This is a genomic window from Mucilaginibacter sp., assembly GCF_964263795.1.
Taxonomy (GTDB): Bacteria; Bacteroidota; Bacteroidia; order Sphingobacteriales; family Sphingobacteriaceae; genus Mucilaginibacter.
Genome location: NZ_CAXVWK010000078.1, coordinates 22,810 through 29,587 on the forward strand (window position 1 = coordinate 22,810; position 6,778 = coordinate 29,587).

General features: G+C 41.3%; 9 protein-coding genes and 1 other RNA gene. 6 read left to right on the forward strand and 4 right to left on the reverse strand.

Going from position 1 to position 6,778, the window contains the following annotated elements; genetic code table 11:
* Position 1: 1 nt before the first annotated feature.
* Genes ACE5CV_RS13285 through ACE5CV_RS13295 form a run of 3 tightly spaced genes read left to right on the forward strand, consistent with a single transcriptional unit; the run spans position 2 to position 1,600 of the window.
* Complete coding sequence (locus tag ACE5CV_RS13285) at positions 2–499, forward strand: RNA polymerase sigma factor (protein ID WP_374950667.1); 498 nt, start codon at positions 2–4, stop codon at positions 497–499.
* A complete protein-coding gene (locus ACE5CV_RS13290; RefSeq protein ID WP_374950668.1) occupies positions 486–1,076 on the forward strand; it encodes a hypothetical protein in 591 nt (196 codons plus the stop codon). The genes ACE5CV_RS13285 and ACE5CV_RS13290 overlap by 14 nt, the downstream gene beginning before the upstream one ends.
* A gap of 8 nt (positions 1,077–1,084) precedes the next feature.
* Positions 1,085–1,600 carry a GNAT family N-acetyltransferase gene (locus ACE5CV_RS13295; RefSeq protein WP_374950669.1) on the forward strand — a complete coding sequence of 172 codons (516 nt, stop codon included), beginning with the start codon at positions 1,085–1,087 and terminating at the stop codon, positions 1,598–1,600.
* Between the two features lie 51 nt (positions 1,601–1,651).
* Here ACE5CV_RS13295 and dinB read toward each other — a convergent pair whose 3' ends face one another.
* Positions 1,652–2,836 carry a DNA polymerase IV gene (gene dinB / locus ACE5CV_RS13300; RefSeq protein ID WP_374950670.1) on the reverse strand — a complete coding sequence of 395 codons (1,185 nt, stop codon included), beginning with the start codon at positions 2,834–2,836 and terminating at the stop codon, positions 1,652–1,654.
* 66 nt (positions 2,837–2,902) lie between these two features.
* Here dinB and ACE5CV_RS13305 point away from each other — a divergent pair, with 66 nt between their 5' ends.
* Together ACE5CV_RS13305 and ACE5CV_RS13310 are read left to right on the forward strand one after the other, a co-directional pair.
* Complete coding sequence (locus ACE5CV_RS13305; RefSeq protein WP_374950671.1) at positions 2,903–3,535, forward strand: 2'-5' RNA ligase family protein; 633 nt, start codon at positions 2,903–2,905, stop codon at positions 3,533–3,535.
* A gap of 9 nt (positions 3,536–3,544) precedes the next feature.
* Positions 3,545–4,126, forward strand: a complete 582-nt coding sequence (locus ACE5CV_RS13310) for a hypothetical protein (RefSeq protein ID WP_374950672.1) — start codon at positions 3,545–3,547, stop codon at positions 4,124–4,126.
* 78 nt (positions 4,127–4,204) lie between these two features.
* Here ACE5CV_RS13310 and ACE5CV_RS13315 read toward each other — a convergent pair whose 3' ends face one another.
* The 3 genes from ACE5CV_RS13315 to ACE5CV_RS13325 all read right to left on the reverse strand — a co-directional run bounded on the left by ACE5CV_RS13315 (position 4,205) and on the right by ACE5CV_RS13325 (position 6,012).
* The gene (locus tag ACE5CV_RS13315; protein ID WP_374950673.1) at positions 4,205–5,173 is read right to left on the reverse strand and encodes a YpdA family putative bacillithiol disulfide reductase; all 969 of its coding nucleotides are present in this window, start codon (positions 5,171–5,173) and stop codon (positions 4,205–4,207) included.
* 144 nt (positions 5,174–5,317) lie between these two features.
* An RNA gene (gene ffs, locus ACE5CV_RS13320) (signal recognition particle sRNA small type) lies at positions 5,318–5,416 on the reverse strand.
* 89 nt (positions 5,417–5,505) lie between these two features.
* Positions 5,506–6,012, reverse strand: coding sequence for a 2'-5' RNA ligase family protein (locus ACE5CV_RS13325; protein WP_374950674.1), 507 nt, complete (start codon positions 6,010–6,012; stop codon positions 5,506–5,508).
* Positions 6,013–6,359: 347 nt separating this feature from the next.
* On the opposite strand from ACE5CV_RS13325, the gene ACE5CV_RS13330 reads away from it, so the two are divergent.
* Positions 6,360–6,778 (forward strand): GNAT family N-acetyltransferase (locus ACE5CV_RS13330; protein WP_374950675.1); only part of this gene is annotated, 419 nt, incomplete at its 3' end.

Sequence of the window (6,778 nt, forward strand, 5' to 3'; positions counted from 1 at the left end):
AGTGGCAAGCAGAGAAGAAGCTTTCAGGGAAATATATAAAGCTAATTCAAAAAAGATCTTCCATTTGTGCTATGGTTACACCGGGGATGATGACGCTGCAAACGACCTGCTGCAGGAAACCTTCTTGAAGGTCTGGCAAAATCTTCACAAATTTCGTAACCAGGCGTTAATATCAACCTGGATCTATCGTATTGCTGTAAATACGTGTTTAACCTATCTCCGATCGGAAAAGCGACAAGCTAAGGATGAACTTACCCCACAGATAGCAGAGACCAAGCGCGAAGAACTTTCTGACAAGAATGAGCAGGTTGCTTTGTTATATAAGTGTATATCGAAATTAGAGGAATCGGAAAGAATTATAATTACGCTGGTGCTGGATGAGGTACCATACCCCGAAATTGCAGATGTATCGGGTATATCAGAAGGGAATTTGAGAGTGAAAATATATCGCATTAAACAAAAATTGACAGAGTTATATAATCAGTATGAAAGACTTTGATCATTTAATGTCGGTTTGGCAAACGCAGCCAAAAAAGGAGCACCTGTCGGTAGATGAAGTACTGAAACAGGTGAAGAAGGATATACGCAGCATTACGTCTAAACTGTACTGGGCGATTGTAACCATGATAGCTACCATGGCGGGTGCCTTTATATTGATGTTCTTTATGGCGTTTAAATCGCCCGCCACCACACTGGGTATTTTTATTATTGTTATAACCATAGCGCTTTACCTTTATATGATAGTAAGGCATTACCACATCCTTAATAAGCACGATTTGACTCAAAACCCTATCGACTATCTGGACAGCCTGAAAGAGTATCAAAAGAACCGTACTAAAACGGTTGGTTGGTTTTACTACATCTATATATTGCTTTTGAGCACCGGGCTGGGCTTATATTTTGTGGAGATATTGGAAAATGCATCAGTTCCGTTTAAAATAGCTACTTACGGGTTTACTTTTATCTGGTTTATGTTCACAACGTTTTACCTGAAACCGCGAATGTTTAAGAACGAGGAAGAAAAGCTGAACCTAATGATCGATCGCCTGGAGCGCTTGCAGGAGCAGTTTGATTAATTTTTGTTATGGAAATTGTTCCTGTTACATTGGCAGACGCCCCCCTTTTGCTTAGCCTGAGCCATCAAACTTTTTTCGACGCTTTTGCACATCTCAATAACGCTGATGACATGGAAGCATATACCGGGAAAGCATTTGTATTATCACGGTTTGAGGAAGAAATAAGCAACCGGGACTCGTGTTTTTATTTTGCCAGGGTAGATGGTGAAATAGCAGGCTATATTAAACTTAACTTCAACGCCGCCCAAACCGAGCTTCAGGATCCCGCCGCTTTAGAAGTAGAGCGAATTTACGTATTGCAAAGTCAGCAGGGGAAGCAAATCGGAAAAAGGCTTTTAAATTTCGCTATTGACGAAGCACTTCGCCAAAGCTTAACCTTCGTTTGGCTTGGCGTTTGGGAACACAATACCAAAGCCATTAAATTCTATGAAAGCAAAGGCTTTACAATTTTTGGAAACCATCCATTCATGTTAGGAAGCGATCGGCAAACTGACCTTTTGATGCGGCTAGAGTTGCGGAATTAAGACAACAATCGTTTAGTCTTTGCTGCATATTAATATTATAACATACCCGGGCTAGCTTTTTAAAAACGGATTAAATGTCCTGGCGCCTATCTCCATACCGGCTGCGCGGCAAACCGTTTTTTCGCCAAAACGGAAATTGATGGTGTCCATTGCCTGATATAACCGGATGCGCTCTTCATTATCTTCAAACAAATTGATCTGATAACTGCCGGTGCAAAGGTTGCTTAGCCGCACGCCGATAAGCCGGATTGGACGGTGTTTATTCCATACTTTGTTAAGCAGATTTTTAATGCCGGGAATTAAAATATGTTCGGCAGCGGTGAGCGCTATTTTTTGCTGCTGCGTATGGGTTTCAAAATTTGCATAGCGGATCTTGATTGCCAAGCAACTGGATACCTTGTTTTCCCGGCGGAGTTTTCCCGCAAGTTCTTCTGTCATACTCACCAGTATGTTTTCCAAGGCTCGTTTATCAACCACGTCGCTCTCAAAGGTATGCTCGGTCGAGATGGATTTACGGTCGCTGTGAGGCACTATTTCAGCATCATCAATCCCGTTGGCCTTGTTATAAATAAAGACGCCCATCTTGCCAAAAATGGTTTCTAAAAATTTAAGATTAACCCGTTGCAGGTCTCCAATTTTTTCGATGCCGTATTGGTAAAGTTTTTGGCAGGTATTTTCGCCCAGGCCGGGAATTTTTTTAATAGGCAGTGGTGCTAAAAACTCTTTTTCCTTGCCATGCGCAATGCGCAATTGTCCGTTTGGCTTAGCCTGGTTGGTAGCCATTTTTGCAACGGTTTTACAGGATGCCATACCAAAAGATATGGGCAGGCCGGTTTCTCTTATCACGGTTTGGCGCAAGTTGCTGGCAATCTGATACGGGTCATGGAACCGCTCCATTCCGGATAGGTCAATATAAAATTCATCTACCGAAGTTTTCTGGTAGAGTGGTACTGACCTATGGATAATCTCGGTAACTTCACGGGATGCGTCTGAATAACGGCCGTGTGTGCCATGTATTACAATAGCATGCGGGCAAAGTTTAAGTGCCTGCCTTGTAGGCATTGCCGAATGTACTCCGTAAGCACGGGCTTCATAACTACATGATGCCACTACACCCCTGTCTGCAGAGCCACCAATTATGACCGCTTTGCCTATAAGTGACGGGTTAAATTTCCGCTCTACAGATACGAAAAAAGAATCAAGGTCGATGTGTACAATATGCCGTTGCGCAGCCATGTACAAATATGAAAATAATATTTGAATTGCTAAAATAATTAGCATTTTTGTATTAATTCAAACGTTATGACGAGCTACACCGACTATCTTTTTCTTCTTTCGCCACCAGAACATATCAAGAACGAGATAGCGCGGTACAAAAAAGCCTCGGTAAAATACATTGGCGATTTTAGCAGCATGAATTCGCCTGCGCACATTTCTATTAACCAACTCGACCGCCAGAAACCGTATTTGATGGATACGGCTTTTGAACGTTTGGAAAGCAAAATCCATGCGATGCCTGCCATATTACTGCATTTGGATGGCTTTAAATATTTCGAGCACCTGCATAGTAAAATGACTATCTATGCCTACATCCGTAGCACACCTGCTATGGAAGATTGGTTTACCTTGCTGCGTAAGAACCTCAATATTAAAAAGGCGCTGACACCGCACATTAAAGTAGTGCGCAATATACCCGAAGCCGACTACAAAAAGCTTTGGCCGAATTTTAAAAACAAGAAGTTGCTGGAACCTTTCTGGATCTATGAATTGAAGGTTTTGCATCGCGAAAGCTTCGGCACTACAGCAGGGAAGTGGGAACCTTACAAGACCATCAGATTTAAAAATACCGAGGGCTTTGCTGGAAAAGAAAGTTGGGTGTTAAAAAAGCATGCTGTGGAAGAAATTGCTGCAAGGAAACAGATCAAATTATTTTAGATACAAAACATGATTGCACTAGATGACAGAACCTTTTTAAATCTTGCCTCGCTGCCCAAAGATTCTGATGAAAGATTGCAGAAATTTAAAAGAGCATGCGTTAAGCATATTGGGCCATTTAAAAGCATGAACGCCAAGACTCATATATCTTTTACTGGCCTAAGATTTGAAGCAGATTTACAGAGTAAAAATTTCATAGATCCGAACATCCATTATGCTTTAATTGAAAATATACTAAGCAACGTACCACCAATTCAAATAAACATTAGAGGTTTTGGTAAACTTCATCATGGACATAACTCTAGAACTATTTATGCAGCAATTGAAATGAATGGTCCTGTTTTTCAATGGTTTTGTTGGGTTGACAAAGTTTTTAGTAACAAAAAGACAATTAATCCTCATATAACTATTGCAAGAAATATTCCTCTAACCTCGTTTAATAAGTTATGGCCGCATTTTGAAAATCGGCCTTATGAAGATACATTTGATATCATGGGATTAAATATCCTCGAAAGAGTTCCGGAAACGAAATCTTGTGTAGATTTTAGATTTATCAACTTTTGTCAGACGGCGAAAAAAATAAATTGTTGAAGTCCATTCCAAAAGATGATTATATTATATAAGCGAAGTCGAAGCGCCTTCGTTATCGCTTAGATGACAAGCTTATGATTATATACATAATTTCCCCTTTTCCATTATATCCGCAATGATCATCTCCGCATGGATGCGGGAGTTTTCAATGAACCACAGGTGTGTATCCAGGCCGCCTACTACTACACCGGCAAGGTACAGGCCCGGCTGGTTAGACTCCATTGTATCCGGATTATAGGTAGGTATGAACTTATCGTCGGTAAGCTGGATGCCCAGTTTAGCCAGGAAATCAAAGTTAGGTTTGTAACCCGTCATGGCCATTACAAAATCGTTAGGAACAGTCACTAACCCATCCGGCGTTTGAATATCTACCTCCTGTTGCCTCACAGCTGCCAGGCTGGAGTTAAAGTATGCCTTAATGCTGCCCTCCTTGATGCGATTGATAATATCGGGCCGTACCCAATATTTTACCCGGTTGCTTACCTCACCGCCGCGGATCACCAGGGTTACCTCGGCGCCTTTGCGGTAGGTTTCCAACGCCACATCAATGGCAGAATTACTGCTACCCACCACCACTACTTTTTGTAACGTATAATAATGCGGGTCCTGGTAATAATGCTTCACTTTAGGCAGGTCTTCACCCGGAATATCGAGATTAACAGCAATATCGTAAAAGCCAGTACTTAAGATAACCTTACGTGCCTGGTAACTTGCTTTAGTTGTAGTTATATTATATCCGCCATTTATTGCTGTTACATCGGTAACTTCTTCAAATAAATTTAAGGGCAGGTTATTAGACAAGGCAACCCGGCGATAGTATTCGAGTGCATCGTTACGTGTAGGTTTATTATGAACGGTTACAAAAGGCACGCCGCCAATCTCGAGCTTTTCGCTTGTCGAAAAGAACGTCATGGTAGATGGGTAGTTATACAGCGAATTTACCAGGCAGCCTTTCTCAACAATGCAAAATGTTAATCCAGCTTTTTGCGCTGCAAGTCCGCAGGCCAACCCAATTGGGCCACCGCCGATAATAAGTATATCTAACATAGCAGCGAAGATAGGACTTAGCAAGTTAGCCGAAAAGCTAATATGCAATAATGAATATCGAATGATGGGATTGAGTATGCACTATAAGTTAATACTCACTATTTGGTAAATAAGATGATCACCAGGAAAAGTTGATTGCACAAAAAAGGGTAAGCTACTTTTATCGCGCCGCTCAACTCTCTACCCTTGCTGCGTTCCCACCCTGGGGGAGTTCAAGAGGAGCTGGCCGTAAAAGACTTACCCCGGCGCAAAGATAGAAAAATGATGGGTATGTGGTTAACAAATTGTTAAAATTGAGGTTGACCGTTGATTATCAGGCAGAAAATCTGATATTACTTAAAATCCCAATCCCGGATAAATTCCCACGGGCCTCCTTTGTATTCCCAAATACCTATTCCGGTTCCTGTTATTTCAAAGGGTTTAAATTCCGGTGTTAATTGTTGTAACGATGCTCTATTCTCAGCGGGTGTTACCTTGTTTTGTATAGTTATATGGGGCCATAAGCGTTGCTTATCCTGCGGGATAAGGTAATGTTGCCACTGGGTTTGTAACTGCCTGTGCAGTTGGTTTAATTCATCACTTTGTACTTTAAACGCTACTCCCCTGCCTATACCTGCCAGCGATGTTACCCGCAATAGTATCGGCTCATAATGTTTTACAATATCGTCTACATCTTTCAGTATACTTTCTTCTTTAGCCGGCAACTGATGGAAGAGCATTAAATGAGCATCTAAAAAGTTCCGGTCGGCCGGGAAATATTTTTGGCGTAAGGTATTGAAGTATAATTGTGCTTCAAAGTTTATCTTAAGCGTTAAAAGCAGCGGGTTTGGTGTATCCATCGATTAATCCTAACCTGAATCTCATATTAAAGTTTTTTCTTGCATAAGTAAATTATTATGCAATAATTTGCACAAATTTTAAAAACAAATAATTCATACGCACTATGAATATAGAAAACTTAAACATGACGGTTGCCAAGGCAAAATTTGCCCCGGTTGCTGCTGCTTTAGTTTCATTTGTTTTAAGCTACTCCCCCAGCCGACGACGGGTATTCATCCCCCGGGTTTGAATTAAGTTTTAATACTTATCCAAAACAAAGCAGTTTTATTAAACTTCTTTAACCAAAGTCCCTCTGTAATTATCACGGCCCCGAAGCCAATAATTTATCGGTAATTTTTTTATACTAATGACCATACAAGATTTTGACATAACGGTAGCTACTGCACAACATGCAGACTTTGCCCCTATGATCTGCGATGAAATGGCAGAGTCGGCAAAGGCACGTGGTACGGGTATTGCCCAGCGCTCGCCAGAGTATGTCGCCAATAAAATGCTGGAAGGCAAAGCGGTTATTGCCTTGCATAAAGACGGCACCTGGGCCGGTTTCTGCTATATTGAAACCTGGAGCCATGGCGATTTTGTCGCTAATTCGGGGTTAATCGTCAACCCTATTTATCGCAAAGCAGGTTTGGCAAAAGCTATCAAACATAAAATATTTCAACTTTCGCGTACAAAATATCCCGATTCAAAGATCTTTGGATTAACTACCGGGCTGGCAGTTATGAAAATCAATTCCGAGATCGGTTACGAACCGGTAACTTATTC